Source organism: Kribbella sp. CA-245084 (assembly GCF_050942355.1).
Classification (GTDB): Bacteria; Actinomycetota; Actinomycetes; order Propionibacteriales; family Kribbellaceae; genus Kribbella.
The window spans coordinates 7,521,956-7,545,895 of record NZ_CP192053.1 but is presented as its reverse complement, the minus strand read 5'-3'; the positions used below and the strand labels follow the sequence as shown (position 1 = coordinate 7,545,895).

Annotated in this window: 32 protein-coding genes and 1 pseudogene; 12 read left to right on the top strand and 21 right to left on the bottom strand. The window is 67.5% G+C overall.

The features are described from left to right. Position 1 precedes the first annotated feature (1 nt). Entirely contained in the window at positions 2–952 is a 951-nt protein-coding gene (locus ACQPYH_RS35890) for a carbohydrate kinase family protein (RefSeq protein WP_432880746.1), read from the bottom strand. Beyond that, positions 949–1,983: a class II fructose-bisphosphatase gene (gene glpX / locus ACQPYH_RS35885; RefSeq protein ID WP_432880743.1), complete on the bottom strand. Its 1,035-nt coding sequence runs from the start codon at positions 1,981–1,983 to the stop codon at positions 949–951. Before glpX ends, ACQPYH_RS35890 begins: the two co-directional genes overlap by 4 nt. 69 nt (positions 1,984–2,052) lie before the next feature. On the opposite strand from glpX, the gene ACQPYH_RS35880 reads away from it, so the two are divergent. Both ACQPYH_RS35880 and ACQPYH_RS35875 read left to right on the top strand, forming a co-directional pair. Continuing rightward, positions 2,053–2,667 carry a DUF4245 domain-containing protein gene (locus ACQPYH_RS35880; protein WP_432880740.1) on the top strand — a complete coding sequence of 205 codons (615 nt, stop codon included), beginning with the start codon at positions 2,053–2,055 and terminating at the stop codon, positions 2,665–2,667. Between the two features lie 165 nt (positions 2,668–2,832). Then, entirely contained in the window at positions 2,833–3,489 is a 657-nt protein-coding gene (locus ACQPYH_RS35875; RefSeq protein WP_432880738.1) for a nucleotidyltransferase family protein, read from the top strand. A 110-nt stretch (positions 3,490–3,599) separates the two neighbouring features. Here the strand turns inward: ACQPYH_RS35875 and ACQPYH_RS35870 are convergent, their stop codons facing one another. Both ACQPYH_RS35870 and ACQPYH_RS35865 read right to left on the bottom strand, forming a co-directional pair. Further along, complete coding sequence (locus tag ACQPYH_RS35870) at positions 3,600–3,920, bottom strand: DMT family transporter (protein WP_432880735.1); 321 nt, start codon at positions 3,918–3,920, stop codon at positions 3,600–3,602. Between the two features lie 13 nt (positions 3,921–3,933). Continuing rightward, entirely contained in the window at positions 3,934–4,539 is a 606-nt protein-coding gene (locus tag ACQPYH_RS35865) for a flavodoxin family protein (RefSeq protein ID WP_432880732.1), read from the bottom strand. A 40-nt stretch (positions 4,540–4,579) separates the two neighbouring features. Here ACQPYH_RS35865 and ACQPYH_RS35860 point away from each other — a divergent pair, with 40 nt between their 5' ends. Beyond that, the gene (locus ACQPYH_RS35860) at positions 4,580–5,206 is read left to right on the top strand and encodes a TetR/AcrR family transcriptional regulator (RefSeq protein ID WP_432880730.1); all 627 of its coding nucleotides are present in this window, start codon (positions 4,580–4,582) and stop codon (positions 5,204–5,206) included. On the opposite strand, the pseudogene ACQPYH_RS35855 reads toward ACQPYH_RS35860, so the two are convergent. The 3 genes and pseudogenes from ACQPYH_RS35855 to xseA all read right to left on the bottom strand — a co-directional run. After that, positions 5,184–5,453 (bottom strand): annotated as a pseudogene (locus ACQPYH_RS35855) (GNAT family N-acetyltransferase); the annotation flags it as partial. The gene ACQPYH_RS35860 and the pseudogene ACQPYH_RS35855 sit on opposite strands and share 23 nt — an antisense overlap. Before the next feature lie 63 nt (positions 5,454–5,516). Continuing rightward, positions 5,517–5,711, bottom strand: coding sequence for an exodeoxyribonuclease VII small subunit (locus ACQPYH_RS35850; RefSeq protein WP_329006069.1), 195 nt, complete (start codon positions 5,709–5,711; stop codon positions 5,517–5,519). 17 nt (positions 5,712–5,728) lie between these two features. Then, positions 5,729–6,943: an exodeoxyribonuclease VII large subunit gene (xseA, locus tag ACQPYH_RS35845; RefSeq protein ID WP_432880727.1), complete on the bottom strand. Its 1,215-nt coding sequence runs from the start codon at positions 6,941–6,943 to the stop codon at positions 5,729–5,731. Positions 6,944–6,989: 46 nt separating this feature from the next. Here xseA and ACQPYH_RS35840 point away from each other — a divergent pair, with 46 nt between their 5' ends. Continuing rightward, positions 6,990–7,487 carry an HAD domain-containing protein gene (locus ACQPYH_RS35840; protein ID WP_432880724.1) on the top strand — a complete coding sequence of 166 codons (498 nt, stop codon included), beginning with the start codon at positions 6,990–6,992 and terminating at the stop codon, positions 7,485–7,487. A 137-nt stretch (positions 7,488–7,624) separates the two neighbouring features. Further along, positions 7,625–8,665 carry a 4-hydroxy-3-methylbut-2-enyl diphosphate reductase gene (locus ACQPYH_RS35835; protein ID WP_432880721.1) on the top strand — a complete coding sequence of 347 codons (1,041 nt, stop codon included), beginning with the start codon at positions 7,625–7,627 and terminating at the stop codon, positions 8,663–8,665. On the opposite strand, the gene ACQPYH_RS35830 is transcribed toward ACQPYH_RS35835, so the two are convergent. The 3 genes from ACQPYH_RS35830 to ACQPYH_RS35820 all read right to left on the bottom strand — a co-directional run bounded on the left by ACQPYH_RS35830 (position 8,658) and on the right by ACQPYH_RS35820 (position 10,283). Continuing rightward, positions 8,658–9,296 (bottom strand): hypothetical protein, encoded by a 639-nt coding sequence (locus ACQPYH_RS35830; protein WP_432880719.1) that lies wholly within the window; start codon positions 9,294–9,296, stop codon positions 8,658–8,660. The two genes, ACQPYH_RS35835 and ACQPYH_RS35830, sit on opposite strands and share 8 nt — an antisense overlap. Before the next feature lie 3 nt (positions 9,297–9,299). Next, positions 9,300–9,830, bottom strand: coding sequence for a SigE family RNA polymerase sigma factor (locus ACQPYH_RS35825; protein WP_432880716.1), 531 nt, complete (start codon positions 9,828–9,830; stop codon positions 9,300–9,302). A gap of 93 nt (positions 9,831–9,923) precedes the next feature. Further along, positions 9,924–10,283 carry a winged helix-turn-helix transcriptional regulator gene (locus ACQPYH_RS35820; RefSeq protein ID WP_130440258.1) on the bottom strand — a complete coding sequence of 120 codons (360 nt, stop codon included), beginning with the start codon at positions 10,281–10,283 and terminating at the stop codon, positions 9,924–9,926. A 76-nt stretch (positions 10,284–10,359) separates the two neighbouring features. On the opposite strand from ACQPYH_RS35820, the gene ACQPYH_RS35815 reads away from it, so the two are divergent. Then, complete coding sequence (locus ACQPYH_RS35815; protein ID WP_432880712.1) at positions 10,360–10,968, top strand: NAD(P)-dependent oxidoreductase; 609 nt, start codon at positions 10,360–10,362, stop codon at positions 10,966–10,968. On the opposite strand, the gene ACQPYH_RS35810 is transcribed toward ACQPYH_RS35815, so the two are convergent. The 9 genes from ACQPYH_RS35810 to ACQPYH_RS35770 all read right to left on the bottom strand — a co-directional run bounded on the left by ACQPYH_RS35810 (position 10,952) and on the right by ACQPYH_RS35770 (position 18,713). Beyond that, positions 10,952–12,070 carry an aromatic ring-hydroxylating oxygenase subunit alpha gene (locus tag ACQPYH_RS35810; protein ID WP_432880710.1) on the bottom strand — a complete coding sequence of 373 codons (1,119 nt, stop codon included), beginning with the start codon at positions 12,068–12,070 and terminating at the stop codon, positions 10,952–10,954. The two genes, ACQPYH_RS35815 and ACQPYH_RS35810, sit on opposite strands and share 17 nt — an antisense overlap. A gap of 10 nt (positions 12,071–12,080) precedes the next feature. Further along, the gene (locus ACQPYH_RS35805; RefSeq protein WP_432880707.1) at positions 12,081–12,527 is read right to left on the bottom strand and encodes an SRPBCC domain-containing protein; all 447 of its coding nucleotides are present in this window, start codon (positions 12,525–12,527) and stop codon (positions 12,081–12,083) included. Next, positions 12,524–12,862 (bottom strand): ArsR/SmtB family transcription factor, encoded by a 339-nt coding sequence (locus ACQPYH_RS35800; RefSeq protein ID WP_432880705.1) that lies wholly within the window; start codon positions 12,860–12,862, stop codon positions 12,524–12,526. The genes ACQPYH_RS35805 and ACQPYH_RS35800 overlap by 4 nt, the downstream gene beginning before the upstream one ends. A 39-nt stretch (positions 12,863–12,901) precedes the next feature. After that, positions 12,902–14,074: a glycoside hydrolase family 64 protein gene (locus tag ACQPYH_RS35795; protein WP_432880702.1), complete on the bottom strand. Its 1,173-nt coding sequence runs from the start codon at positions 14,072–14,074 to the stop codon at positions 12,902–12,904. Positions 14,075–14,171: 97 nt separating this feature from the next. Beyond that, a complete protein-coding gene (locus tag ACQPYH_RS35790; protein WP_432880700.1) occupies positions 14,172–14,711 on the bottom strand; it encodes a DinB family protein in 540 nt (179 codons plus the stop codon). 46 nt (positions 14,712–14,757) lie between these two features. Next, positions 14,758–15,927, bottom strand: a complete 1,170-nt coding sequence (locus tag ACQPYH_RS35785; protein WP_432880697.1) for a DNA recombination protein RmuC — start codon at positions 15,925–15,927, stop codon at positions 14,758–14,760. A gap of 40 nt (positions 15,928–15,967) precedes the next feature. Further along, positions 15,968–16,972 carry a methyltransferase gene (locus ACQPYH_RS35780; protein WP_432880695.1) on the bottom strand — a complete coding sequence of 335 codons (1,005 nt, stop codon included), beginning with the start codon at positions 16,970–16,972 and terminating at the stop codon, positions 15,968–15,970. A 23-nt stretch (positions 16,973–16,995) separates the two neighbouring features. Continuing rightward, positions 16,996–17,769 carry a polysaccharide deacetylase family protein gene (locus ACQPYH_RS35775; protein ID WP_432880692.1) on the bottom strand — a complete coding sequence of 258 codons (774 nt, stop codon included), beginning with the start codon at positions 17,767–17,769 and terminating at the stop codon, positions 16,996–16,998. Positions 17,770–17,846: 77 nt separating this feature from the next. Further along, on the bottom strand, positions 17,847–18,713 hold the full coding sequence (locus ACQPYH_RS35770) for a DUF817 domain-containing protein (protein WP_432880689.1): 867 nt from the start codon (positions 18,711–18,713) through the stop codon (positions 17,847–17,849). 67 nt (positions 18,714–18,780) lie between these two features. Between ACQPYH_RS35770 and ACQPYH_RS35765 the strand changes: the two genes are divergently transcribed. Genes ACQPYH_RS35765 through ACQPYH_RS35755 form a run of 3 tightly spaced genes read left to right on the top strand, consistent with a single transcriptional unit; the run spans position 18,781 to position 20,717 of the window. Further along, entirely contained in the window at positions 18,781–19,311 is a 531-nt protein-coding gene (locus tag ACQPYH_RS35765) for a GNAT family N-acetyltransferase (protein ID WP_432880686.1), read from the top strand. Between the two features lie 42 nt (positions 19,312–19,353). Continuing rightward, the gene (gene ychF, locus ACQPYH_RS35760) at positions 19,354–20,430 is read left to right on the top strand and encodes a redox-regulated ATPase YchF (protein ID WP_432880683.1); all 1,077 of its coding nucleotides are present in this window, start codon (positions 19,354–19,356) and stop codon (positions 20,428–20,430) included. Between the two features lie 11 nt (positions 20,431–20,441). Beyond that, on the top strand, positions 20,442–20,717 hold the full coding sequence (locus ACQPYH_RS35755) for a hypothetical protein (protein WP_432880681.1): 276 nt from the start codon (positions 20,442–20,444) through the stop codon (positions 20,715–20,717). Here the strand turns inward: ACQPYH_RS35755 and ACQPYH_RS35750 are convergent. Next, complete coding sequence (locus ACQPYH_RS35750; RefSeq protein ID WP_432880679.1) at positions 20,697–20,939, bottom strand: hypothetical protein; 243 nt, start codon at positions 20,937–20,939, stop codon at positions 20,697–20,699. The genes ACQPYH_RS35755 and ACQPYH_RS35750 overlap by 21 nt on opposite strands. Before the next feature lie 16 nt (positions 20,940–20,955). On the opposite strand from ACQPYH_RS35750, the gene ACQPYH_RS35745 reads away from it, so the two are divergent. Then, positions 20,956–21,207, top strand: coding sequence for a hypothetical protein (locus tag ACQPYH_RS35745; RefSeq protein ID WP_432880677.1), 252 nt, complete (start codon positions 20,956–20,958; stop codon positions 21,205–21,207). Between the two features lie 2 nt (positions 21,208–21,209). Here the strand turns inward: ACQPYH_RS35745 and ACQPYH_RS35740 are convergent, their stop codons facing one another. After that, the gene (locus ACQPYH_RS35740) at positions 21,210–22,136 is read right to left on the bottom strand and encodes a helix-turn-helix transcriptional regulator (RefSeq protein WP_432880674.1); all 927 of its coding nucleotides are present in this window, start codon (positions 22,134–22,136) and stop codon (positions 21,210–21,212) included. Between the two features lie 62 nt (positions 22,137–22,198). On the opposite strand from ACQPYH_RS35740, the gene ACQPYH_RS35735 reads away from it, so the two are divergent. Both ACQPYH_RS35735 and ACQPYH_RS35730 read left to right on the top strand, forming a co-directional pair. Then, positions 22,199–23,167, top strand: a complete 969-nt coding sequence (locus tag ACQPYH_RS35735) for an ABC transporter ATP-binding protein (protein WP_432880672.1) — start codon at positions 22,199–22,201, stop codon at positions 23,165–23,167. Next, on the top strand, positions 23,164–23,916 hold the full coding sequence (locus ACQPYH_RS35730) for an ABC-2 family transporter protein (RefSeq protein WP_432880669.1): 753 nt from the start codon (positions 23,164–23,166) through the stop codon (positions 23,914–23,916). Before ACQPYH_RS35735 ends, ACQPYH_RS35730 begins: the two co-directional genes overlap by 4 nt. Positions 23,917–23,940: the final 24 nt, after the last annotated feature.

Here is a 23,940-nt window from a genome sequence, read left to right as displayed (position 1 = left end):
GTCAGGCGCTCCACCGCGCAGTGTGCTCGGCCGCGGTCGGCGGGTCGGCGCCGTGCCGCGTGCAGGTGATCGCGGCCGCCTTCACCGCGTAGTCCACGACGTCGTGCAGGTCCTCGGAGGTCAGCCCGGCCAGCCGCCGCTCACCGAGCAAGTCACGCTCGAGCAGACCGGTGATGAGCGCCGCCATCAGCGAGTCGCCGGCTCCCACGGTGTCGACCACCTCGATCGTCGGCGCCTTCACCTCGACCCGTACGTCGCGGCCGACGCCGATCGCGCCCTCGCCGCCGCGCGTGATGACCACACACTGCGTCCGCTTCTCGGTCAGCAGCTCCGTGGCAATGTCGTCCAGCGACACCCCAGGCCGGAAGAACGCGCAGTCCTCATCGCTCAGCTTGACCAGGTCGGACAGCGCCGCAAACTTCCGCACCGCGGCCCACGCGGCCACCGGGTCCGGGGTGATCGCCGGCCGCGCGTTCGGGTCGAACGTAACCGTGACGGGCTGGTCGACGACCGACTCCAGGAACCAGTGGATCGCCGCCGCACCGGGCTCGAGCATGGTCGCGATCGAGCCGGTGTGGATCGCCGGGCAACCGCGCCGCAGCGACAACGCCGGCGGATCCCACGTCATGTCGAACTGGTACGACGCCACGCCCTCGGCGTCCAGCGTCGCCGTCGCGGTGCTGGTCCGGAACCCGGGATCGACCGTCCCAGGAGCGAGCTGAACCCCGTTGCCGAAAAGGTGCGCGCCGAGCAGGTCGCCGTACTGGTCGGTGCCGAAGCGTGCCACCAACTCGGTCGGCACACCCATCCTGGCCAGTCCGACGGCAACGTTCGCCGCGAACCCGCCCGGGATCGCCTTGGCCTTCCCGTTCCCGTTGCGGGTGGTGGCTTTGGCAGCGGTACCGACGATGTCGACAAGAGCCTCGCCGATGACGAGGACGGGTGCGCTCATCGGGCGTGCTCGAAGTCGATGGAGGAGTACGCGCGCAGCTTGGACAACTGGTGCTCGCTCTCGATACTGCGGATCGTGCCGCTGCGCGATCGCATCACCAGCGAGTGGGTGCGTGCGGTGGACCGCCCGTACCGGACGCCGCGGAGGAGCTCGCCGTCGGTGATCCCGGTCGCGACGAAGAAGCAGTCGTCACCGCTGACCAGATCGTCGGTGTCGAGCACCTGGTCCAGGTCGTGGCCCGCGTCGAGCGCCTTCTGCCGCTCCGCGTCGTCGCGCGGCCAGAGCTTGCCCTGGATCTTCCCGCCGAGGCATTTCATCGCGCAGGCGGCGATGATGCCCTCCGGCGTACCGCCGATGCCGAGCAGCATGTCCAGACCGGTGTCCGGCCGCGCCGCCTCGACCGCGCCGGCCACATCACCATCGGAGATGAACTTGATCCGCGCGCCGGTCGCCCGGATCTGCGTCGCCAGCTCGTCGTGCCGCGGCCGGTCGAGCAGTACGACGGTGACGTCGTCGACCGAGGAACCCTTGGCCTTTGCGACCCGGCGGATGTTCTCCGCGACCGGGAGCCGGATGTCGACGACCTCGGCCGCCTCCGGTCCGACGACGAGCTTCTCCATGTAGAAGACCGCGGACGGGTCGTACATCGAGTTCCGCGCGGAGACCGCCATCACCGCGATTCCGTTGTTCATGCCCTTCGCGACCAACGTCGTACCGTCGACCGGATCGACCGCGACATCGCACTCCGGGCCCTCGCCGGCGCCGACCTGCTCGCCGTTGAAGAGCATCGGGGCGTTGTCCTTCTCGCCCTCGCCGATCACCACCACGCCGTTCATCCCGACCGTGCCGATCAGCGTCCGCATCGCGTTCACCGCCGCGCCGTCGGCGCCGTTCTTGTCGCCGCGGCCGACCCAGCGCCCCGCCGCCATCGCCGCGGCCTCGGTGACCCGGACCAGTTCGAGGGCGAGGTTCCGGTCGGGCGCATGCGCCTCGACCTCCAGGTGGGCCGGTGGCGTGGTCGGGTCGCTCATGCCAACGGATCGTAGCCAACGAGCCTGGGCGCTGTTCGGGCGGATTGCACGTCGCGAGACACTGTGCGTATGAGTTCGACAGGTCAGGGTGCTTCCAACGAGGCTGCGGCGCGGGAACACGCCCAGATCCAGGCGGAGGCGAACGAGTACCGCCAGGCGTACCGACGGGACAAAAGGAAGTCGCAGACCGTCGGGAACATGGTGTTCGCGATGGTCATCTGCCTGGTGGTGGTCGCGTTCCTGATCCTGGTCACCTGGCGGTCGAAGCCGGCCGAGACGCCCAAGGCGATCGAGTACACGGCACAGCTGCAGGACGCGAAGGCGGTCGCCGCCTGGGTGCGCGGGCCCGAGCCGATGCCGACCGGCTGGGTCGCGACCAGCGTCGAATTCCGCAAGCCCCAGCAGGAGCCGATGACCTGGCACCTGGGCGTCGTCACCACCGAGAAGAAATACGTCGGGCTCGAGCAGTCCAATGTCACCGGTGGCAAATTCCTGGCCGAGAAACTCGACCGGACCTCCGACGACGGTACGTCGACCGTGGCCGGCGTCACCTGGCAGCGCAAGGTTCTGCTGGACCGCAAGGGCGAGAACGCGTTGGTGCTGGTCGGTTCCGGAGTCACCACGATCGTTACCGGAAATGCGGGTTATCCCGCACTCGAAGCGTTTGCTTCCGCCTTACGCTGACCAATTTCCGGGCATTCCCGACCACTTTCCGGACGGTCGTTGACACGCGCCCACGGCAGAGGGTTCCATCGAAGCTCGGCTTCTGACGCTCGGGGACTAGCGAGAGGGCCCCGGCAGTCATGCCCACCATGCTCACGCCGTCCCAGGTGGGGAGTTGATCCGGCGATGTTCGTGACGGGCCTCCTGCTGGGCGCAAATGGCTCACCGCATCTCGGCGCTCCCTGGCAATTGTTGGCGTATCAGGGCGGCACTCTGTTCAGCTCGTCGTTGGAATCGGCGCGGGACTGCGGATTCGACCAGTTGGTCGTGACGCTCGGCAGCGCGTCCGAGCAGATTCACGACCGGATCGACCTGGACGGGGTCCGCGTGGTCGAGTCGCCGCACTCCGACACCGACAGCTCGTCGATCGTGCCGGCTCTCGACGCGGTCGACCGGCGCGCGGACGGCATCGTCGTACTGCTCGGTGATCAGCCGGGGATCACCTCGGCGGCCGTGTGGTCACTGGTCGCCGAGGCGGCGACACCGATCGGTGTCACGCGGTACGACGACGGCGAGAGCTACCCGTGCTGGTTCGGCCGGGAGCTGTTCGGCGAGCTCCGCGGGCTGCGCAGCGACTCCGACCTGTGGAACCCGATCCACAACGGCGCCCACCCCGTCACCAAGGTCGATGCCATCGGCAACATTCCGCCGCGGGCGACGACGTGGGCGTCGTACCACGAGATGATCTCGGGCGGGGCCGTCGCCGCCGAGGAACTGCCGCTCGATACGCACCCGATCCCGCTCGCTACTCATCCGCGCCGCCGACGCCACGCCACCAGCTGATCGCGCGGATCTCCGGCACTGATCAAGTGCCTGGCTGCGCTCGCCCGCACGCTCAGCAGACGGCGCTGACCGGCCGTGACGGCGGGTTGATCAGTGGTGCAGGTCCACGCCTACTCGGCGCCGGCCAGGCGGAGGCCGACGATGCCGGCGACGATCAGCGCGATACACCCGAGCCGCGCGGGAGTGGCAGGCTCGTTGAACAGGATGATGCCGAGCGTCACCACGCCGACCGATCCGAGCCCGGTCCAGATCGCGTACGCCGTACCGACCGGCAGCCGATCGAGGGTCTTCGCGAGCAGCACAACCGAGATCACGCCGAACACCAGGACGCCGGCCGTCGGCCACAACCGGCTGAAACCCTCGCTCGGCTTGAGGCTGAGCGCAAACGCGATCTCGAACGCCGCCGCGGCGAGCAGCACGAGCCACGCCATCAGACGGCCCCGCTCATGCGGCCTGCGCTCCTCGTAGGTGTCGGTGCGTCACCGTTGCGACGCGAGCGCCGAGTGCGGCCGCCGTACGGAGGTCGGTGGCTGGGGGAGCCTTCTCGGCTGAGAGGTCTGCGTCGGACTGGGCCATTGCGCCCATCCAGCTGCCGAGGCGGTTGAGGTCCTCGATGCTCGCGGTGCTCTCGGCCCAGCCCGGGTAGATGTCCAGGCCGACCCAGATCATCCCGTGCTGCGCGGCGAACACGGCCAGGTCGACCAGGCTGTTCAGCTTGTCGCCGGACATCGCCTTGGAGTTGGTGAACCCCGCTGCGATCTTGTCCCGCCAGCCGAGGTCGGCCGCCCAGATCCGCACGCTCTCCTCGGCGAACTTCTTGAACACCCAACTCGGACTCCCCATGTACGTCGGCGCGCCGAAGATGATCGCGTCCGCCGCGGTCAGCCGCTCCCACACGTCCTCGGTCAGCTCATCGAGCGGAACGAGCTCCGTCACGGTCCCCGGCACCGCCGCGGCTCCCGCCGCGACCGCCTCCGCCTGCTTCGCGGTGTGCCCATAACCCGAGTGATACGCAACCGCGACGGTCGCGGTGCCAGGTGTCGTGCTCATGTGCTTCCTCCTGAAGGCTTAGCGGACTACAGTCCGTCTTATGAACGACAGTACCGGACCGCAGTCCGCTTCACAACGGGGTCTGCCGGTGGTCGGTGAACCGCGCCCGGAGCGTGCGGACGCCCGGCGCAACCGGCTGCGCGTGCTGGAGGCGGCCGACCGGCTGTTCACCGAGCACGGGGTGAAGAACGTCTCCCTCGACGCGATCGCCGCGGAGGCAGGCGTGGGGAAGGGCACGGTCTTCCGCCGGTTCGGCGACCGTGCAGGACTGTCGGTCGCGCTACTGGACGAACGCGAACAGGAACTCCAGGCGAAGATCCTCAGCGGCCCGCCCCCGCTCGGCCCCGGCGCGCCGCCACTCCTCCGCGTGACGGCGTTCCTCGACGCCTACCTGGATCTCCTGGACCGCCACGTAGAACTCTTCATGGACAGCGAGAACGCCTCAGACGGCGCCCGCTACCGAATCGGCTCGTACCACCTCTGGCACCGCCACTTGTCCCACCTCATCGAAGCAGCCCACCCCACCCTCGACGCCGACTACACCGCCCACGCCCTTCTAGCCCCCCTGGCAGCCGACCTCCACCACGCCCTCCGCACCCAAGGCTTCGACCTGGAGCGGATGAAGTCCGGTCTCCGCGCGGTAGCTAAAGCCTTGCTGCCAGCCTGAGTTCCGGCAGGTCGTTCAGCGAGGAGTGGGTCCGATCGCCGGTCTCGACGAAGCCGTACGTCGTGTAGAACCGGCGCGCTCGGGTGTTTGCCTCCAGCACCCACAACCACACGTTCACGCAGCCGGCATCACGGAGGTCCGCGCAAGCGGCGTCGGCGAGTGCTCGCCCCGCGCCGGTGCCCCAGTGTGAGGGGTGGACGAACAGGGCGTACAGCTCCCCGGTGTTCGGTGGTGCCGACGGATCACGCTCGGGCCCGACCCCGGCGTACCCGACGACCCGATCGTTGGCGACGGCAACATATAAGCGTGGTCAGTTGGGCTTTTCTTCGTGGGTGGCTTGGGCTTTGGCCAGGCGTTCGCGGGCGCCGTCCAGCCAGCGTTGGCAGGTGGTGGCTAGTTCTTCGCCGCGTTCCCACAGGGCCAGGGATTCTTCCAGGCTGGTGCCGCCGGCTTCCAGTTTGCGGACTACCTCGACGAGTTCCTCGCGGGCCTGCTCATACGTCATCTCGGGTCGGTCGGCGCTCACTTGTTCTCCTCGGACTTGACTTCGACCGCGAAGCGGCCGTCGGTGACGCGTGCCTGCAGCACGTCACCGGGCGCCACCTGCGCCACTTCCCGTACGGCGGTGCCATCCGCCAGTTGCAGCACGGAGTACCCGCGCTCCAGCGTCGCCTTCGGGGACAACGCCCGCACGCTGGCCAGCCGGTGCGTGATGTCGTCGCTCGCACGATCCAGCCGATGCGTCAGCGTACGGCGACTGCGCTCGATCAGCGCGGCGACCTCGTCGGAGCGTCGCTGCAGATCCGTGACGGGCGCCGCCAGCGCCGGACGCGAACGGATCGCCGCCAGCGCATGCGTCTCCCGATCCAGCCAGGACCTGATCGCGCGCAGGCCGCGCTCGCGCAGCAGCCGCACGCCGTCCAGCTCCTCGCGTACGTCGGGCACGATCCGCTTCGCCGCGTCGGTCGGCGTCGACGCGCGCAGGTCCGCGACCAGGTCGAGCAGCGGCGAATCCGGCTCGTGCCCGATCGCGCTCACCACCGGCGTACTGGTCTTCGAAACAGCCCGGATCAGCCCCTCGTCCGAGAACGGCAGCAGGTCCTCCAAAGAACCGCCGCCACGCGCGATCACGATCACCTCGACCGAGTCATCCGCGTCGAGCTTCCGCAGCGCCGTCATCACCTCGCCGGCCGCCGACGGACCCTGCACCGACGCATACTCGATCCGGAACGCGACCGCAGGCCAACGCCGCTTAGCGTTCTCGAGCACGTCGCGCTCCGCCGCCGAGTCGCGCCCGCAGATCAGGCCGATCGTGTCGGGGAGGAACGGCAGCTTCTTCTTCCAGTACGGCTCGAACAGGCCCTCGGCCGCGAGCAACTGCTTCAACCGCTCGATCCGCGCGAGCAACTCACCGATGCCGACGTGGCGGATCTCGCTGACGGCGAGCGCGAGCGTGCCGCGGCGGGCGAAGAAGTTCGGCTTGGCGTGCACGAGAACCCGCGAGCCGTCATGTACTTCGACCGTCTCGAACACCCGCCGATTGCAGGTGAACCGGAGCGAGATGTCCGCGTCCGTGTCCCGCAGCGTGCCGAAAACCGTCGTCGTCCCGCGCCCGATCGAGACGTCCGTCAGCTGCCCCTCGACCCACACGGCGCCGAGCTGGTTGATCCAGCCGGCAATACCGTTCGCGATCGTGCGAACGGCCGCGGGTGCTTCCGGCGACGTCTCCAAAGCCACGCCCCAGACCCTACGGCCCACCACCGACAAACCCTAACGTTGAGTAATGCGCCCACTCTTGCTGTTGGATTTCGACGGCCCGCTCAACCCGCACCACGCCGACGGAATCCCACCGGGCTACGAGCGGCACGAGATCACGGAAGGCTCGAAGACGTGGCGGGTGCTCCTCAACCAGCAGCACGGCGTGGAACTCAACGCACTCGCGAACACCTTCGACCTGGTCTGGGCCAGCAGCTGGGAACACGGCGCCAACCGCCTCCTCGGACCTCGCCTCGGCCTGCCCGAGCTGCCGACAATCACCTGGCCCGATCGCCGACCGGTACGCCAGGGTTCCTGGAAGACGCTGTACATCGCCGAATGGGTAGGCGATCGTCCGTTCGTCTGGGTGGACGACGAGGCGGATGAAACGGAGTTCACAGCCGACCATCAGCTGATCTATCCAGTGGATGCTCGCATTGGGTTGACCTCAACGGACTTCGCCGCGATCCAGTCCTGGGCAGATGGAAAATCCTTTGTGGGTAAGGGCTCCAGGACAGATACTTGACGTGCTGGTAACACCTCCCACGGGGGAGCCGTCCGGACAGGGCGGACGGCTCCTTGCGTTTCTTGTCGTGATGCTGCTCACAAGGTCAGAGCGCGGACGTCCGGCGCCCGCCTGCGGCGTTAGCCCCGGCCCGTACGATGGGGACCGTGACTGGCCAGCCTGAGGACCTCGGTACGACGACCGCCGTAGAGACCAAGCGGGTGCTGCTTGCGGCGCCGCGGGGGTACTGCGCGGGCGTGGACCGGGCCGTCGTGGCGGTGGAGAAGGCGCTCGATCTGTACGGGCCGCCGGTGTATGTGCGCAAGGAGATCGTGCACAACAAGTACGTCGTACAGACGCTGCAGAAGCGCGGCGCGATCTTCGTCGACGAGACCTCCGAGGTGCCGGAGGGGGAGACGGTGATCTTCTCCGCGCACGGCGTCGCCCCGGTGGTGCACGAGGAGGCGGCCGCGCGGCAGTTGAAGACGATCGACGCGACCTGCCCGCTGGTGACGAAGGTCCACCATGAGGCGAAGCGGTTCGCCGCGACCGATTACGACATCCTGCTGATCGGCCACGAGGGTCACGAAGAGGTCATCGGCACGTCCGGCGAGGCCCCGGAGCACGTCCACCTCGTCGACGGGCCTGACGACGTACCGAATGTCACCGTCCGCGACCCCGAGAAGGTCGTCTGGCTGTCCCAGACCACGCTCTCCGTCGACGAGACGATGGAGACGGTACGCCGCCTGCGCGAGCGGTTCCCGAGCCTGCAGGACCCGCCGAGCGACGACATCTGCTACGCCACGCAGAACCGTCAGGTCGCGGTCAAGAAGCTGGCCCCGGAAGCCGACCTGATGATCGTGGTCGGCTCCCGCAACTCGTCGAACTCGGTACGCCTGGTCGAGGTCGCGCTCGAGTACGGCGCGAAGGCCGGCTACCTGGTCGACTACGCCGACGAGATCGACGAAGCCTGGCTCGAGGGCGTCGACTCGGTCGGCGTCAGCAGCGGCGCCAGCGTCCCGGAGGTGCTGGTCCGCGACGTACTGCGCTGGCTCGCCGAGCGCGGCTACGGCGACGTACGCGAAGTCACCACCGCGGAGGAGAGCCTCACCTTCGCCCTCCCCCGCGACCTCCGCACCGACCTGAAAGCAGCCGGCCTCCCCACCACCGGCACCTCCGACCACGCCTGGACTATCTGACCACCAACTGCGTGGTCGCGGTGGTGGGGAACCAGCCCTTCGTGCCGCAGTAGCTGATCGTGTACGTGAACTTGTACGTTCCCGGTTTCTTGTAGACGTGCGTCTCCGGGATGACGTACGTCTCCGAACCCACCTTCAGCCTCTTTCGGGTGCAGTCGATCGAACCGCCGTCGGAGCCGCTCTGGTCGCCGTCGCCGTAGGCAAAGGTTGTGCCGCTGGACAGGTTCATGAACGAGTCCTCCGTCAGCAGCGTGCCTTCGGGGATTGCCGTCGGCACGAATGCCTTCCCGGACACCGTGACGGTCATCTCTACCGTCCGTCCCTTGATCGAGGGCTTCAGTAGGACCTTGATGGGTGGTGGCGGTTTGGGGGCGACGGTTGGCGGGCCGGTGATGACCGACTTGGGGGCGCCTGGGGTGTTGGTGACTGGTGGGGCGCCGCCGATGTTGGTGACGTTGCCCAGGGCAAGGGCTATTGCGAGTACGCCGGCGGCGGCGACGGTGATCACGCCGGCGGTGCGGCGGCGGCGTACCGTGCGGACTCGGGCGAACACGGCCTCGCTCGGTACGGCGCTCGGGGGCGGGGGGTCCGCAACGAGCTGGTCGAACTGGGTCTTCAGGTCTTCGGTCATGACTCAGCCCTCCTTCTGGGCAGGGGCGGAGACGGCGGCGACCAGGTGATGCTCGCGGAGCTTGGCCAGCCCGCGGGAGACGTTGCTCTTCACGGTGCCGAGCGAACAGCCCATGATCTGGGCGATCTCGGCCTCGGGCAGGTCCTCGAAGTACCGCAGGACCAGCGTTGCGCGAGTACGGCGAGGGAGCGTGGCGAGTGCCCTGAGCAACAGATCGCGGTCGTCCACGACGCCGTACTCCGACTGCCCCGAGGACTGCGTTGCGGGCTCGGGGAGATGCTCGGTCGGAGTCTCACCCTTCCACTTGCGGCGCCACCATTGGGTGCTGGTGTTCACCATGACCGTGCGGGTGTAGCTCTCCAGCGCATTGCCGCTGCGCAACGAGTTCCGGTGGAACCACACCTTGGTGAGTGAGGTTTGCACCAGGTCCTCGGCCAGATGCCACTCCCCGGTCAGCAAGTACCCGAACCGTTGCAGCGCTGTGAACCGTCCGTCCACGAAGTCCGCGAACTCCCGATCCCGTCCTGGATCCATCCCACACCCCTTGTCTCATCCCGGTCAGGAGTGTGATGAGACAAGGGTTCCGAAAGGTTGAGCTGTAATCCGACAGTGCGGAGCTTGTGATGTTCAGACCGCGTCGTACTGCGTTTGCGCCTTGCTGATCGCCGGCATGTGCGTCTCGGCCCAGTCGGTCAGGACGCTGATCGGCTCGATCAGGGACGCGCCCATCGGGGTGAGCGTGTAGACGACGCGGGGCGGGATCTCGGCGAAGACCTCGCGGCTGACGAGGCCGTCGCGCTCCATCCGGCGCAGGGTCTGGGTCAGGACCTTCGGCGCGACCCGGCCGATGCCGTCGCGGAGCTCGGTGAAGCGGAGCGGGCCGTCGCGCAGCAGCAGGACGACGAGCACCGTCCACTTGTCGCCGATCCGGTCCAGGATCACCCGGGTCGGGCAGTTCGGGTCGAACACGTTCCCTTTGGTTACCACAAGGTACTTATAGCACGTTGAAGTTGCCAGTTACCAATAGATACCGTCGACCTCAGATCAACAGACTGGAGCAAAGATGAAGATCGCGGTGTACGGAGCAAGTGGCATGGTCGGGAGCCGCGTCGCGGCTGAGGCGGCGAGCCGCGGCCACGAGGTGACCGGCGTCACCCGGTCGGGCGGCGAACTGCCGGCCGACGTCCGCGCGGTGCAGGCGAACGCTGACGACATCGCTTCGGCCAAGGAGCTTGCGGCCGGCTCGGACGCGCTGGTCGCGGCGATCGGGCCGAGCCGGACCGGCGGCGACCACCAGGACTACCTGGACGCGGTCCGCAACCTGATCGCCGCGGTACAGGGGACGGCGACCCGGTTGATCGTGGTCGGCGGCGCCGGCAGCTTGGTTGTCGACGGCAACCGTGTGGTGGACAGCCCGGACTTCCCTGCGGAGTACAAGAACGAGTCGCTGACCGTATCGCAGGCACTTGAGACCCTACGGGCGAGCGACGTGAACTGGACCATGCTGTCCCCGGCCCTCGTGATCGCTCCGGGTGAGCGCACCGGCGTGTTCCGCCTCGGCCAGGACGAGCCGATCGGCGAGCACATCTCCGCCGAGGACTACGCGGTTGCCCTGATCAACGAACTCGAGCAGCCGACGCACAACAAGCAGCGCTTCACGCTGGGGTACTGAGGGGTTTGCCGAGGTAGCCGTGGGCAAGCATCGTCACCCACTGGTAGACAGCGTCCTCCGCGGGTGCCAGTGGACCCGGTCGGAAGTGCGGGGACTCGGCACCGCGCTGGACAGATTCGCACGCGGCCCAGTCCTCGCGGTTCGTGATGTCCCAGAACTCCACGGCGTACGACGGGTCCTTGACCTCGGGCCGGAAGTACCAGGAGCACTCGATCGCGGTCAGGCTCGGCGTACGTGGCTCCATGCGATGCGTCATCACGTAGTCGGGGTGTAGCGAGATCAGCAGGTTGGGGAACAGGCCGAGGTAGTTCACCCGTCGCGGATCGATGCCTTCGAGCTGCACCCCGTGGGACCGGCCGTCGAGCGACATTGTCTCGGCGTCCGGTCGCAGATCCATCAGCCCGCCGACCCACGCGCCGGGAAGGTTCCAGTTGTCGCCCGACGTCGGCGGCGACACCTTGCACAGCTCGGGGTGGATCAGCGGACAGTGGTAGCACTCGTGGTAGTTCTCCACGATCGTCTTCCAGTTCGACGCGACGTCGTACGCGTGGCGCGCCTTTAGGACAAGGGATTCCGGCGCGTACGGCGCGACCAGTTCGGTCAGGCCGCCGACGTGATCCGCGAACGAGGTCGCCGTACCGGTCGCGTTCACGAACAGCCAGCCCTGCCAGACCTCGGCCGGCAATTCGACCAGACCATACGGTTTGGTATGGAAGGCGTCGCCCATCCGCGGTGCCGCCTTCACCGAGCCGTCGAGCTCGTACGACCACCCGTGATACGGGCACACGACTGCACGCCGCTCGCTCGTCTCGTCGCGCTGCAGCAGCTCGTGACCGCGATGCCGGCACGTGTTCGCGAACGCCCGCGGTCGCTCGCCGAACGTCACGATCGTCGCGATATCGCCGACGGTCACCTCGCGTTGCGTCGTACCGTCGGACAGCTCGTCGACGCGGCCGAGGCAGGTCCACGTACCGGCGAAGAAATGCCGGCGTTCCCAAGCGAGCACGGCGGGATCGGTGTACGCCTCGCGCGGCAACATGACCGATTCACCATGCGGCCGCAGCGAGGCTTCCAGAGCGCGAGCGTCAACGGGAGCTGTCATCTGCCAACTATCAGACGAACTCCACGTATTTGCCCAGCACGTAATCCCATCCCGTGTCGTAGCCGAGGCGGGCGCGGGCCCCGTCGCCGCGACGTTCCCAGCCCGAATGGACCAGCTGTACTTCTGTGCCGTCGGAAGTCGGCGTGAACGTGACGGTCACCTGACCGGCCTCGGTCGGATCGCCGCCCGGGTGCCAGCTGAAGCCGACCGTTGTCGGCGGATCCCAGTCCGACACAGTGCCCCAGGTCGCAAGCTCGCCCTCGGCGCCGTACTCGACGATGCGGCCGCCGACAGCGCCTTCGAGACGGACCTCGTTCGCCGCGGCCTCGCCGACCGAGTGGCTGAACAGCGGCCACCACGCCGACGTCTCCGCGGTGAATGCCTCGAACGCCCGCTCGACGCCGACCGGCACCACAATGGTCTTCACCAACGGTGAGATGTCTTGCTCCACTCTCATTTCCGTTCCTCCTCGGTCCGCCTGACGTGGTCGGCGTACGCATCGAGCGCGTGGCCCCAGAACCGGTCGAGCCAGCTACGCAGCTCGTCGAGACCGGACTGGTGGACGCGGTAGATGTTCCTGGTGCCGCGCGACTCGTGCCGCACCAGACCGACCGCCCCGAGCACCTTCAGGTGCTGCGAGATCGCGGGACGGCTGACGGGCACGCGCTCGGCCAGAACACCGACCGAGCACGGCCCGCCCGTCCGCAGCGTCTCGAGGATCACCCGGCGCGTCGGGTCCCCGAGCGCATCCAGCACCGGTCCCGCCGCTTCGAGTGATCCGTAAGTTCCCACGAACGGTAAGTTGCCACTAACGAAGCAAGGAGTCAAGCCTCAGTTGAACGGATCGAGGATCAGGCCGGCCTGCTGCGGGTTGCCGTCGTGGACGAGAGCCTCGTGGTTGCCGACGTCGTCGAAGGCGAATCCGTAGGCGCGGCCGTCGGCCATCTGGGCGTGGATGTTCTTGGAGTATTGGTTGGTGACCGCGTCCTGGTAGAAGTTCGCGTCGCTGGCGTCGGGTTGATTGGGGTTGCTGAGCAGCGTGGAGCGGTTGTAACCCGCGCAGAGCGTGCGGGAGATCGGACCGCGGACCTGGTCGTTCGGTGCGTCGAGCAGGTTGAAGCAGCCGAACACGCTGGCCGAGTCCGGTTTCTGGAACGACGTAACGACCGAGCCGGACGTGTTGGTGAAGTTCATGACGTTGCCGGACACGCGGCCGAAGTACTTCGTGTTGGGCTGGTCGCCGAACGGCGTGACCGTCAGCGTCTCCGAGCTGTACTTCGACCAGACGCGGTTGATGTAGTCGTCCATCGCGCTCGCCGGCAGCGCGCCGGTCTCGACGCCGTACAGCGGGGAGAGTGCTCGCAGTACCGAACCGTCGGGTGCTTTCTGGATCAAGCCGCCCCAACCGCTGGCGTTGAGTGCGTTGTAGACCGCGTTGTAGCCGCCCGCCTTGAGGTGGCCGGTCGTGTTCCCGTTGACGCTCACGGCGTACGGCGCGGAGAACATGTCGACCTGGGTGCTGTTGATCCACAGGCCGCCGTCGTTGAGCGTGTACTCCGACCAGCTGAACAGGATGTTCCGGTTGGGGTCGCTCGGATTCTGTACGGCGGGCTGCACCAGGCCGCCCGTGGTCAGCTTGAACACGAGCTTCTGGCCGTACGAGAAGTACACCCGGCCGGAGAACTTCGGCATCTGGATCGTGACGGACTGGCCGTTGCCCGGTCCGGCGATCGACGCGTCCGGAGCCGGCGTCGGCGGATTGCCGCCGGCCGGCCAGGCGTGGAATGTGCCGCTCGCATCGGCCCAGCCCTGCTGACCGGTCGCCAGGTTCGTGCCCAGGTTGTAGATGTACACGGCGTCGCCGCGGCCCGAGTTGTTCGTGATCGTCAACGGGATCGTCGCCGGCACGGCAGCATCCGCCGGCCGGTCCGCGTGCGCCGACAAGACGCCGGCCACGGTCGCGGCGGCCGCGACGACAGCCAGCATTCGCGTTCTGAACCGCATGGTTCCTCCTCACGTCGGCCCCCCGAGAGAGCGCTCTCATCGTGTCGTGAGGTGACCACCGACTGTCAACGGCCCACCACTGTCGGCTTTCCGACAATTAGGACTGGGGAACACCTTCTCCGGTGAGGCCGTCGATGGATTCCCGGATCAGGTCGGCGTGGCCGGTATGGCGGGCGTACTCCTCGATCAGGTCGACGAGGATGTAGCGCAGGCTCGGCGAGCTCCCGTCGCGCCCGGCCCATCGGGCCAGCTGGTCGGCGCCGCCAGCGGCAAGCGCCTCGGCGACTGCCAAGCGGGAGCGCTCGACGGACGCCTCCCACAACGCCATGAGCTCCTCGGGCGAGTCCTCCGCTGCACTGTGCCATTCCCAATCCGGGTCGGCATCCCAGTCGACCGCGTCCCACGGGGCGCCAAGCTCCCGGCCAAGCAGCCGGCCGGTGAAGTACTCGTCCTCGACCAGCGCGAGGTGTTTGAGCAGTCCGCCCAACGTCACCGTCGACGGCGGGTGCTGCTTGGTCAGCCCGGCCGCGTCCAATCCACCGCATTTCCACGCGAAGGTACGGCGATTGCGTTCGAGCGCACCCAGCAGCGTGTCGGCTTCCGAGCCGGCGACCGGTGGTCCGGTGAGGATGTCCATGGCGTGGAGGCTATCCGGGGTTCCGGACGATCACCGTCCGGAACATCTACCCGGCCTGCGTGGGTGGCCAGTGTCTGGTGGGCTGCGGGTCCTCGATGGCGAGGAACTCGAGCGCGGTGAGCGGGCGGACGGAGGCCTCGATCGACTCCATCGCGGTGAGCTCGGACTCGGTGACGTGCAGATCGCGGAGCTTGCGCGCGGTGATGAAGACGCGGCGCTCGAACGAACCAACCGTCCCGTTGTAGGCCTCGACCGCGGACGTGAGCGATCGACCGACCCGGCCGAGGTGTTCGCCCATCGTGCTGAGCCGCTCGTACAGCTCGCGGCCGAGCTCGAACACCTGCTGCGCAGACTCGGTCAACGCCGACTGGTTCCACGCGTACGCCGCCGCCCGCAGCGTCGCGATCAGCGTCGTCGGCGTCGCCAGGATCACGCGGCGCTCAGCGGCGTACTCGAGCAGGGAAGGCTCCGTGTCGAGCGCTGCGGATAGGAACGACTCACCGGGCATGAACAGGATGACGAACTCGGGCGACGGCGACAGCCGCGTCCAGTACGCCTTCGACGCCAGCTGGTCGACATGCGTCCGCAGATGGCGAGCATGCGCACGCAATCGATCCTCACGGAACTCCGCTTCATCGGACTCGCTCGCATCGAGGAACGCGGCCAGCGGCACCTTCGAGTCGACGACAATGTTCTTGCCCTCGGCAAGCCTCACGACCAGGTCAGGCCGCAGGACGCCGTCCTCGCCGAACGTCGTCGTCTGCTCGGTGAAGTCGCAGTGCGCGACCATGCCGGCCAGCTCGACCGTCCGCCGCAGGTGCAGCTCGCCCCATCGTCCACGGACCTGGGGTTTTCGCAGCGCGGTCGACAACGATGCCGTCTCGCGCCTGAGGGCCTCGCCGCTCATGCGCACCTCGTTGACCTGTTGATGCAGCTGGCTCTGCCAGGCGGCCCGGCCCTTCTCGAGCTGATTCAGCTGTGCGTGCAGGCGATCGAGCGCATCCTTGACGACGGCCTGCCCGCCCATCTGCTGGCCGACAGACGTCCGCTCCTGCGTCAGCTCGACCACACGATCCTCGGCCGCGTCCCGCTCGGCCGTGATCCGGGCGAGCTTGGCGCCGTCGCGCCCGCGCACCCACAACACGCCGAACGCAGCACCCAGCAGCAGCCCCACCGCGAGGAAGAGCAGCACCAACAACACCGTCGTACCGGACATGTCACTGATAGTGCCGAAGCCCACCGACAGTTTCTGAAAACTACGCCTGGTGTCGGAGTGTCGCCTCGATGATGAACGACTGTCCGGCCGTGGGTACGACGTCGCTGAGACGGAGATCGGCCGCGGCGAACAACGCCTCGTACTGATCGGTGGTGCGCTCCCGCCCGCCGGTCATGATCAGCATGTTGAGGTCGGAGAACGCCGTACTGAGGGGGTCGGGGGACCGGTCCAGGAGTTGCTCCACGAGGAGTACGCGGCCGTCCGCGGGCAGCGCGCGGCGGCAGGTGCGGAGGATCTCGATCGACTCGGCATCCGCCCAGTCGTGGATCACCGACTTCAGGACCATCGCGTCACCTGCCGGGACGCTCTCAAAGAAGTTGCCACCGACGACTTTGCAGCGCGCCGCGACACCGGATGCCGCGAGCAGGTCGTCCGCACCCGCCACCACGTCAGGCTGGTCGAACAACACCCCACTGACCGACGGATTGCGCTCGAGGATCCTGGTCAGCAACCGCCCGCGGCCTCCGCCGATGTCGACGACGGTGCCGTAGCGGCTGAAGTCGTACGCCGCGGGGACCGCATCGGCCACCGCATCCGACCTGGACGTCATGGCCGCGTCGAATGCCGCCTGCTCGTCCGGATGCTTGGCGCGGTACTCCCACACAGGCTCCCCGTGCACGGCGGGGAAGGCCGTCTCGCCGGTGCGGATGCTCTCTTCGAGCCCGGTGTACGCCTCCCAGTGCGACCCGGTGCCGATGAACCGGGCCCAGCCGGCGACCGAGCGCGGCGCGTCGACCCGCAGGCCCTCGCCGAGCTCGGTGTTGGTAAAGGCGTCGCCGTCGACCCTGTAGAGGCCGAGTGCGGTGAGCGCGTGCATGAGCCGGGCCAGCGCCTCTTCGTCGGCGTTGGTCGCCGTGGCGAGCTCGGACAGGCTCTTCGGGCTGGTCGCGAGCAGGTCGCTGATTCCCAGCCGGGCGGCGACGTGGATCGCCTGAGTCACCTGGTACCCGCTGGCCAGACGTTGTAGCTCCCGGGAAGCATCCATGGCGCATTCTGCGCCGCCGGCGGTCAGCAGTCCATGGCTGGGAAGCTGTAGCCCTGGGCCTTCAGCAACGAAAGGACCTTGTCGAGGGCCGCGACGGTCTGCGCACGGTTGCCGCCGCCGTCGTGCATCAGGATGATGTTGTGGTTGTGCGCGTGGGTCATGATGTTGTGCACGATCGCGTTCGTCCCCGGGCGGGCCCAGTCGCGCGGGTCGACGTCCCAGAGCACCTGGACCATCCCGGCCGCTTTGATGTCGGCGCGGACCTTCGGGTTCGACGCGCCGTACGGCGGGCGGAAGCAGGTCGACTGCGGGCCGTCGAAGATCTCGTGATGCCGCCGGGCCGGCGTGATCGCGGTCAGCTGCGGATGCGTGATCGAGTGGCTGCCGATCGTGTTGCCGGCGGCAAGCACCTGCTCGCGTAGACCCGGGTGCGCGGTCTGCATCGCGCCGAGCTCGAAGAATGTCGCGTGGGCGCCGTACTTCGCGAGCACCTGCAGCACCTTCGGCGTCCAGAGCGGGTCCGGACCGTCGTCGAAGCTGAAGAACAGCACCTTTTTGTTGCCTGTAGCAAGGGCTGCTGTCGGGTTCGGCGCCGGCTTGCGCGGTGTCGACGGCGGTGCGTTCAGCGTCGGTGTGTCGGTCGGTGTCGGCGACGGCGTGGTCGACGTCGAGGTCTGCGTGGTTGCCGCGGTCGGTTCCGGCTGGCGTTGATGGCCGAGCGCCAGAACCAGTAGCGACCCGACGACGACGGCCAGCGCCACACCGGTCGCGACGAAGGCGGCAAGCTTTCGCGACATCATGCTCCCCTTGCAAATCGGGCGGTTGTTCCCCAGCAACAGCTCCCCCTCAGGAGCCTCACACCCTTGAAGACGCCTTACCCGTCAGCAGGGTTGGCGTTGTGATGTTGCGGTGCTATCTCGACTGTTGCGGTCGTGCCACGGTGGTAGAGGCGGCCCTCGAGCGACTTCACACTGGCGACCAGCACGAAGCTCATGCTGACCAGCAACGACCACGCGCCGAACTTCGCGGGGTGCACGAGATGCCACACGTTGACCTGGTCCGGGTAGTTCCACGCGTCGAGGAACGTGCCGGCGTTCTCGGCGATCCACAAGAAGAATCCGATCAGCGCGAACGAGACCGCGAGCGGCATGCGGTACCGGCGTACGCCGACGGTGAAGAAGACCCAGGTCTTTCTGAGGACGATCAGCAGACCGAGCGCGATCGGGATGCGCAGGTCGGGGAGCCACTGGTGGGTGAAGAAGTTCGCGTAGATCAGCACCGCGAAGATCGTGGTCAGGAACGGGCGATAATTGCTGACCCGGAGGTCGAACCGTCGCCACGCCTGGCACAGGTAGCTGCCGACCGCGGCGTACATGAATCCGGCGAACAGGGGTACGCCGGCGATCTTCGTCACGGCGTCGCCCGGGTACTGCCACGAGCCGACGCGGACCTTGAAAAGCTCCAGCCCGAGGCCGACCAGGTGGAACCCGAAGATCACCGCGACCTCACGCCAGGTCTCCAGGCGAACCACCCAGAACAGCAGGGTCAGGCCGATGCAATAGATCAGCAAAGCGTCGTACCGGGCGATCGGCAGGTCGACGTACTTCGAGATGGCCAGGCCCGCGAACAGGAACGCCGGGAACAGGCAGGACACCAGTTCCAGGCAGCCGAACCGCAGGAATTGCAGCCAGGCGAACACGAAGCGTGAGGGAATCCCGATGCGATCCGTCCAAGTGGTCACAGAGTGGAGACGTCGCTTGCCCGCTGCTGGTTGGGACCGATAAATGAACGGTTGGGGAGGTGTCGCGATGGATCCGAAGATTGTGTACGAGACCGACCGGCTGGTGGTGCGCGATTGGGTGGACACGGACGGGGACCGGGTGTTCGACATCTATCGGCGGTGGGAGGTGTCGCGCTGGCTGGGCGCCTCGCCGCGGGTGATGGCGGATCGTGACGCAGCTGGGCGCACGATCGCGCGCTGGAACGAGCGCAACCGCGACGCGACGTACGGCGTCTGGGCGGTCGAGGAGCGGCTCACCGGAACGGTTGCAGGGACCGTACTGCTGGTGCCGCTGCCCGAGCCGTCGGACGGGAGCGCGAGCCGCGGGGAGGTCGAGGTCGGGTGGCATTTCCATCCCGACGCGTGGGGCCGCGGGCTGGCGACCGAATCGGCGCGGGGCGCGATCTCGCACGGTTTCAAGGCGGGCGTGGGCGAGATCTACGCGGTCGTCCGGCCGGACAACGTCGCCTCGCTGGCGGTGTGCGGGCGGTTGGGGATGCGATCGCTGGGCCGGGTGGAGCGCTGGTACGGCGCCTCGCTGGAGGCCTTCGTACTCTGACGATTGGGGTACTTCGGTGTTCGCCGCGTAACCTTGACGCCCGTGGCACTCACCATCGGAATCGTCGGGCTCCCCAATGCGGGCAAGTCCACCCTGTTCAATGCGCTGACCAAGAACGACGTGCTCGCCGCGAACTACCCGTTCGCGACCATCGAGCCGAACGTCGGGGTGGTCGGCGTACCGGATGCACGGCTGGGCAAGCTGGCCGAGCTGTACGACTCCGCGAAGGTGATCCCCGCCACCGTCCAGTTCGTCGACATCGCCGGTATCGTCCGCGGCGCGTCGGAGGGTGAGGGGCTGGGCAACAAGTTCCTCAGCCACATCCGCGAGTCGGACGCGATCTGCCAGGTGACCCGGGTGTTCCGCGACGACGACGTCACCCACGTCGACGGCAAGGTCTCGCCGTCCGACGACATCTCCACGATCCAGACCGAGCTGATCCTCGCCGACCTGCAGACCGTCGAGAAGGCGATCCCGCGGCTGGAGAAGGAAGCCCGGCTGAAGAAGGAGTCGGTCGCCGTACTCGACGCGGTCCGCGAGGCGCAGAAGCACCTCGAGGCCGGTACGCCGGTCATCGCGACCGACGTGGACCGCGACGCGATCCGCGAGCTGATGCTGATGACCGCCAAGCCGTACCTGTACGTCTTCAACTGCGACGCCGACGAACTCGCCGACGAACCGTTGAAGCAGCAGATGCGGGACCTGGTCGCGCCGGCCGAGGCGATCTTCCTCGACGCGAAGTTCGAGGCCGAGCTGGTCGAGCTCGGCGACGAGGACGAGGCCCGCGAGATGCTCTCCGAGATGGGCATCGAGGAGCCGGGTCTCGACGTACTGGCCCGAGTCGGCTTCGACACGCTGGGCCTGCAGACGTACCTGACGGCCGGCCCCAAGGAATCCCGCGCCTGGACGATCAAGCGCGGCGCCACCGCCCCCGAGGCCGCCGGCGTGATCCACACCGACTTCCAGCGCGGCTTCATCAAGGCCGAAATCGTCTCGTACGACGACCTCATGTCCGCCGGCACCATGACCGCCGCCCGCTCCGCCGGCAAGGTCCGCATAGAAGGCAAGGACTACATCATGCAAGACGGCGACGTCGTGGAGTTCCGCTTCAACGTGTAGGACTTACTGCCATGGCAGACCTGCAACAGCTCGAAGACGCATACGACCGCGCCGAAGCCGCTTACGTCAGTGCTTTGCGTGCGGATCTTCCCAGGGTGGACCTGGCCCGCCTGGCCGGCGCGGTCGCGGCCGCTGCTGCCGAGTTCAACGCCGAGGCGTACAGCAACCTCCGGACCGCAGCCGGCGACGACCGCGAAGAGCTGGACCGCCTGACCGACCTCACCGAAACCCTCAGCGAACTCTGGTCCGACGTGCACAGTGCCTACCTAGGTCAGCAGCCGTCGTAGTTGGTCGGGGACTGGCACGTCGGGGATCTCGGACTGTTTGTCGGCGATCGCGCGCCGCAGGAGCTGCAGGTCGAGCGGGGTGCGGGCGATGTCGATGTCGTCGGGGACGATCTCCGGCAGGATGTCGTGCGTGCTTACTCCTATCTTGGCGACGTCGGATCCGTATGTGGCTGCTGATGAGTTTCTGGCGAGCGGATGGACGCTGGCGTACTCGACTCCCAAGGACTCGGGTGATCCGATGGCTGTTGTGGAGTTGCACGGTGGGCAGGTGATGCTCGGGGTGGACTCGGAGCAGTTCCTGCGGGCAGAGGCGCGCGACCATCGCGGCGCGGGCGTGCAGTTGTACGTCGAGGTGCCGGCCGGCGCGATCGACGACGTACACGCTGCCCACCAACACCCAGGCCCGATCGAGCAACGCCCATGGGGCGTCCGGTCCTTCGTCGTGGAGCTCGCCGGCTACAACTTCATGATCGCTACCGAGCAGGGCTGAGGTCAGTGGGATTCTGTGATCTGGTGGGATGCCTCGCGGACCAGGGTTATTAGTTCTGGGGGTTCGAGGACGATGGCGGCGCCGGCTTGGGATAGGACTGCGGCGCAGGCTTCGTGGGGGTTTTCTAGGTCGGTGTGGAGGATCCACCAGCCGTTGGGGGCGGGGAGCATGGGGTGGGTGGGGCGGAAGCGGCGTACGGCGTGGTCTCGGACTTTTAGGGTGATGGGGTAGGAGGGGCGGGAGGCCTGGAACTCTCGTTGGGATTGGGTCCAGTAGGTGGCCAGGTCGAAGTCGGGGGGTCTGGTGAAGGGGGTGCGGGTGAGCGTGGCTGAGGTGAGGCGGGACAGGCGGTAGGTGCGGAGGCGGCCGTCGGTGCGGGCTGCTACCAGGTACCAGGTGCGGGCCTTGGCTACCAGGCCTAAGGGCGAGACTTCAAACGGTTCCACGCCGTCTGCATAGATGATCGCCAGGCGCAGTTCTTCCCACAGCGCCTCGCGGCACAGGTCCAGCCAGCGTGGGGTTTCGCGGCGGTCGTCCCAGCCGGCGTGGTCGATGAGGAGGCGTTGGCGGGCGTACTCGGCTTCGCGGCGGGTGCCTTCGGGCAGAGACGCGATCAGCTTGGTGACGGCCTGATCGCTCGAAGCGTCGAGGCCCAGATCGGCCAGTACGTGCGCGGTCGCGCCGACGAAGACGGACATGACTTCCGACGGGGTGAGGCCGGTCATCCGCGTGCGGTAGTCGGGCAGGATCGTCCACCCACCACCACGCCCGCGGATCGAGTACACGGGAACGCCGGCGAGGCTCAGGACCTCGAGATCGCGCTGGATCGTGCGCGGCGAAACCCCCAACGCGGCGGAGAGCTGCGCGACCGTCGACTGCCCGCGGGTCTGCAGGTGCAGCAGCAGGCGGAGGAGCCGTTCGGCACGCATGCACCGATCATCTCAGGAAAATAAGCCATCAATGGGCGTCTTTTCTTCCTACCGTCGGGCTCATGACTGCCGTCGAAGTCGAAAACCTCTCCATGTCCTACAAGGCTCCGGTGCGCAAAGGTGGTCTCCGCGCCGCGCTCGGCTCGCTGGTCAAACGCGAGTACAAGACCGTCCAGGCCCTGGATCAGGTCTCGTTCACGATCGCGCCGGGCCAGGTGTCCGGCTTCATCGGTCCGAACGGCGCCGGCAAGACCACGACGATGAAGATCCTCTCCGGGATCCTGCACCCGACCGGCGGCGACGTCCGCGTCCTCGACACGATCCCGTGGCAGCGTCGCTCGTCGTTCCTCAAGCGGATCGCGTTCGTCCGCGGCAGCCAGCCGGTCGGCGGATCGCAGGAGCTGACCGTGATGGACTCCCTCGAGTACCAGCGCCTGCTGTACGACGTCCCGCGCCCCACATTCCGCCGTACCCTCGCCGATCTCGAAGCCCTCCTCGACCTCGAACCCCTGCTGGAACGACAACTCCGCGCGCTCAGCCTCGGCGAACGCATGCGCGTCGGCCTCGCGATGGCGCTCATCTACCGCCCCGAGGTCCTGTTCCTCGACGAGCCGACGATCGGCCTCGACGTCAGCGCCGCGAGCCAGATCCGCGAGTTCGTCTCGGAGTACGTCGAGCACACCGGCGCGACCGTCCTCCTGACCAGCCACTACATGGCCGACGTCGCATCCCTCTGCCCGCGCCTGATCCTCATCGACCACGGCAAGGTCCAGTACGACGGCCCGCTCGCGGAACTGTCCGCCCGGTTGTCGCCGTACAAGCTGATCCGGATCTCGACCCAAGGGGATCCGACCGCGTTCGGTGAGGTGGTCGAGAAGGCGGACGGGCAGTGGGTACTGCGGGTGCCCCGCGACGAGGTGGCGGCGACGACGGGACGGTTGCTGCAGGCAATGGAAATCGTGGATCTCGCCGTGGAGGAACCGCCGTTGGAGAAGGTCATCGACCAGGCCTACCGCGAGGGGCTGCGATGAGAACCGCAGTCCTGCTGGGATTCCGGCTCCGACAGGAGGTGCTGGAATGGTCGGGCGCGTGGTGGTTCCTGCTGACGCTCGTGGTCCAGGCAGTCGTCGCGCCGCTGATCGGGTTGTTCGTGTGGTCGGCCGTCTACCCGGACGATCCGACCATCGCGCGGTACTACGTCGCGGTCATCCTCGTGACATTGATGACGGAATCGTTCGAGCAGCACACGTTCTCCGAACGCATCTACGACGGGACCCTGAGCCACGAACTGCTCCGTCCGCAGCCGGTCGTGATCGGCGTCATCGGGATGAACCTCGCGATCCGCGCCTGGCTGACGTTGCTCGGGGCACCGATCGTGCTGCTGACCGGGATCGCGTTGCAGGTCGGCTTCGACTGGTCGGCGGTCTTACGCAGTACGCCGTACGTCGTGCTCGCCGCGGTCCTCGTGTTCCTGTGGACGTTCTTGCTTGCGCTGACCGCGTTCTGGACCGATCGCGTGCATGCGGTCGTGGGCTTCGGCAGTCAGTTGACGTTCCTGCTCGGCGGTACGGCGGCGCCGATCGCACTGCTGCCGGATACGTGGCGCCGGGTCGCCGAGGTGCTGCCGTTCTACGGCATGAACGGTCTGCCGGCGGAGATCGCGGCCGGCAGCGGGAACGGCTCGCTGGGTTATCAACTGATCTGGGTGGTGGTGCTGGTGGTCGTGGTCACGGTCGTTTGGCGGATCGGCGTACGGCGGTACACGGCGGTGGGATCGTGAAGCTGCTCCGGCTCGTGGGTGTGG

Excerpts from the sequence above, each read along its gene's own strand:
- ACQPYH_RS35755 (WP_432880681.1), top strand. The coding sequence starts at position 20,442 with ATGGCAGACCTGCAACAGCTCGAAGACGCATACGACCGCGCCGAAGCC.
- ACQPYH_RS35865 (WP_432880732.1), bottom strand. The coding sequence starts at position 4,539 with ATGAGCACGACACCTGGCACCGCGACCGTCGCGGTTGCGTATCACTCG.
- ACQPYH_RS35775 (WP_432880692.1), bottom strand. The coding sequence starts at position 17,769 with ATGTCGCGAAAGCTTGCCGCCTTCGTCGCGACCGGTGTGGCGCTGGCC.
- ACQPYH_RS35740 (WP_432880674.1), bottom strand. The coding sequence starts at position 22,136 with ATGCGTGCCGAACGGCTCCTCCGCCTGCTGCTGCACCTGCAGACCCGC.
- ACQPYH_RS35875 (WP_432880738.1), top strand. The coding sequence starts at position 2,833 with ATGTTCGTGACGGGCCTCCTGCTGGGCGCAAATGGCTCACCGCATCTC.
- ACQPYH_RS35840 (WP_432880724.1), top strand. The coding sequence starts at position 6,990 with ATGCGCCCACTCTTGCTGTTGGATTTCGACGGCCCGCTCAACCCGCAC.
- ACQPYH_RS35745 (WP_432880677.1), top strand. The coding sequence starts at position 20,956 with ATGGCTGTTGTGGAGTTGCACGGTGGGCAGGTGATGCTCGGGGTGGAC.
- ACQPYH_RS35735 (WP_432880672.1), top strand. The coding sequence starts at position 22,199 with ATGACTGCCGTCGAAGTCGAAAACCTCTCCATGTCCTACAAGGCTCCG.
- ACQPYH_RS35795 (WP_432880702.1), bottom strand. The coding sequence starts at position 14,074 with ATGCGGTTCAGAACGCGAATGCTGGCTGTCGTCGCGGCCGCCGCGACC.
- ACQPYH_RS35815 (WP_432880712.1), top strand. The coding sequence starts at position 10,360 with ATGAAGATCGCGGTGTACGGAGCAAGTGGCATGGTCGGGAGCCGCGTC.
- ACQPYH_RS35805 (WP_432880707.1), bottom strand. The coding sequence starts at position 12,527 with ATGAGAGTGGAGCAAGACATCTCACCGTTGGTGAAGACCATTGTGGTG.
- ACQPYH_RS35870 (WP_432880735.1), bottom strand. The coding sequence starts at position 3,920 with ATGGCGTGGCTCGTGCTGCTCGCCGCGGCGGCGTTCGAGATCGCGTTT.
- ACQPYH_RS35835 (WP_432880721.1), top strand. The coding sequence starts at position 7,625 with ATGGGGACCGTGACTGGCCAGCCTGAGGACCTCGGTACGACGACCGCC.
- glpX (WP_432880743.1), bottom strand. The coding sequence starts at position 1,983 with ATGAGCGACCCGACCACGCCACCGGCCCACCTGGAGGTCGAGGCGCAT.
- ACQPYH_RS35880 (WP_432880740.1), top strand. The coding sequence starts at position 2,053 with ATGAGTTCGACAGGTCAGGGTGCTTCCAACGAGGCTGCGGCGCGGGAA.
- ACQPYH_RS35890 (WP_432880746.1), bottom strand. The coding sequence starts at position 952 with ATGAGCGCACCCGTCCTCGTCATCGGCGAGGCTCTTGTCGACATCGTC.
- ACQPYH_RS35785 (WP_432880697.1), bottom strand. The coding sequence starts at position 15,927 with ATGTCCGGTACGACGGTGTTGTTGGTGCTGCTCTTCCTCGCGGTGGGG.
- ACQPYH_RS35780 (WP_432880695.1), bottom strand. The coding sequence starts at position 16,972 with ATGGATGCTTCCCGGGAGCTACAACGTCTGGCCAGCGGGTACCAGGTG.
- ACQPYH_RS35810 (WP_432880710.1), bottom strand. The coding sequence starts at position 12,070 with ATGACAGCTCCCGTTGACGCTCGCGCTCTGGAAGCCTCGCTGCGGCCG.
- ACQPYH_RS35850 (WP_329006069.1), bottom strand. The coding sequence starts at position 5,711 with ATGACGTATGAGCAGGCCCGCGAGGAACTCGTCGAGGTAGTCCGCAAA.
- ACQPYH_RS35860 (WP_432880730.1), top strand. The coding sequence starts at position 4,580 with ATGAACGACAGTACCGGACCGCAGTCCGCTTCACAACGGGGTCTGCCG.
- ACQPYH_RS35765 (WP_432880686.1), top strand. The coding sequence starts at position 18,781 with ATGGATCCGAAGATTGTGTACGAGACCGACCGGCTGGTGGTGCGCGAT.
- ACQPYH_RS35825 (WP_432880716.1), bottom strand. The coding sequence starts at position 9,830 with ATGGATCCAGGACGGGATCGGGAGTTCGCGGACTTCGTGGACGGACGG.
- ACQPYH_RS35730 (WP_432880669.1), top strand. The coding sequence starts at position 23,164 with ATGAGAACCGCAGTCCTGCTGGGATTCCGGCTCCGACAGGAGGTGCTG.
- ACQPYH_RS35790 (WP_432880700.1), bottom strand. The coding sequence starts at position 14,711 with ATGGACATCCTCACCGGACCACCGGTCGCCGGCTCGGAAGCCGACACG.
- ACQPYH_RS35830 (WP_432880719.1), bottom strand. The coding sequence starts at position 9,296 with ATGACCGAAGACCTGAAGACCCAGTTCGACCAGCTCGTTGCGGACCCC.